We start from the raw sequence: 1,905 nt of genomic DNA, 5'->3' as shown, positions 1-1,905 counted from the left end.
CCGCCAGGATCTTGTCGGCGTTCGGATAACCGAAGTCCTCGATCGCGTAACCAGGGCCCTCGTCCGCGACGGAACCCATCGCCGAGGCGCCGACCGGCGCGCCCGTTCCGGCGACTCCGCCCGCGACCGCGAGCCACGCCAGGGCACCCACCCCCAGAGCTGCGCCGACAGTGCGGAATACCGCACTCCGTGCCTTCATCACTGCCCCCGTCATTGGTTCCGGACAGAGGCCCGGAACGGCTGTCAAGACGAATGTGGAGGCCTCATTCCGAATGGGCGACATGATCGTCGACAGACGTGCATCCCCCGGAAGTCCCCCCACTTCCGACCGGGAGCATAGCTGAACACCGGGCTGGCAACTCAAGCTCCCACAAAGAAACTTGATGATCTTTTAGCGCGCGGAACGTGGCACTCCAGAGCGGCCGTCGGGTGACTTGCGTCACTTCACTTATTGGGTGCCGCGACTGCGGAATCATGGATTCATGCGCGAAGGCCGTCTTCAGGCCTACCGAGCGCGTACGGAATGCGTGATTCAATGATGCGGCCGTGCCAACGAACCGGCACTTTTTGGCAATTTGATGAGTAGTCAATCAGTCGTTCGCTGCATAGGGTCGCGGAGCAAAGCTCTCGGAACTCGTCGGGCACACCCCTGCCTTGGCGATGGAAAACGTGCGCCATCGGGCGCCGATAGCGAAGGGGCCGTTTTGGACACCATCTATTGGAGCCGGCGTCGGGTTCTCGCTGCCGTTGCCGCCACCACGGTTGCCGTCACCGCATCGAGTCTCGTTCTCAACCCCGTGGCCGCCCTGGCCGCCACGGTTCCTCCGCCGGACGGCGCCGATGGCGACCCGTTCCRTCTCCCCGACACCGACCGGGCCAAGGTCGTCAAGGCGTGGCTGCTGGGAGGCAGGGCCGTCCGGGCCGCCGCCGCGGCGGCCCTGACCGGCACCGACGCAGACGTCCAGAGCTTCCTGGCCACGAGCCTGGCTTCCGAGACCGCCGAGGACAACCGCGTTGCGATCATCAGCTCGCTCGCCGGCGGCGGTAAGGGGAGCCGGCGCGAGGCCTCCGCCGCGATCAGCGGCGGTGACTCCGCCATCGCCGCCTATCTGGCCGGCGGCTTCAAGGGCGCCATCATGGAGGACCTGCGGGTCGCCACGAGCACGGTGATGGCCGTGGGCGGCAAGGCGGTCAACCGCGTCGGGAACACCGCCCTGAACGACGGTTCCCAGACAGCGCTGGAGACGTTCCTGCTGGACGGCCAGTACACCGCCCGCCTGGAGGACATGTGGGTCGAGGTCTCCAAGCTCTCCTTTCAGGCGGGCCCCGAGGTGCAGAAGTACGCGACCCGGGCGCTCTCCGGGACCGCGAAGGACGTCGACTGGTTCCTGGAGACCGGCCAGCACATCGCGCGGGCCCGCGATCAGGAGGCCATGAAGATCCAGGAACTGGTCGCGGTCGTCCAGCGCGAGGGCAAGAAGGCCGACGCGATGACCAAGCAGGCCGAGGAGGCCGCGGCCCGTGCCGTCGAGGCCGCCGCCAAGGCCAAGGACGCGGCCGAGAAGGCCGCCGCCGAGGCCCAGGCTGCGCAAGAGGACGTGATCAAGTCCGGTAGGGCGGCCCGCAAGGCGAGCGAGGCCGCCTCCGGCGCCGCCGACGCGGCCCGCGTCGCCACCGTCGCCTCCCACGCCGCCATCCAGGCTTCGCGGCGCGCCGCCTACGCCGCCACCGCCGCGGGTCAGGCCGCCGCCAACGCGGGCTCCGCCGCCGCCCAGGCCTACAACGCGGCCATCGCCGCTTCCAAGGACGCCTCCCAGGCGCAGGCCGCCAAGGACGCCGCCCTGGTCGCCCGCACCGCCGCGGCCCAGGCACGCAGCGCGGCCGCAGCCGCCGACAGCGCCGCGA

At 69.6% G+C, this 1,905-nt stretch carries 1 protein-coding gene; it reads left to right on the top strand.

Annotation, left to right across the window (positions count from 1 at the left end; translation table 11 throughout):
- Nucleotides 1–797: 797 nt before the first annotated feature.
- A partial coding sequence (locus AB4039_RS42105) for an ALF repeat-containing protein (RefSeq protein ID WP_442273292.1) occupies nt 798–1,905 on the top strand: 1,108 nt, incomplete at its 3' end.

Origin of the sequence: Streptomyces sp. M-16, assembly GCF_052114405.1 — a bacterium.
Classification (GTDB): Bacteria; Actinomycetota; Actinomycetes; order Streptomycetales; family Streptomycetaceae; genus Streptomyces.
The sequence above is the reverse complement of the archived record's forward strand: the minus strand, read 5'-3'. Positions and strand labels throughout refer to the sequence as shown.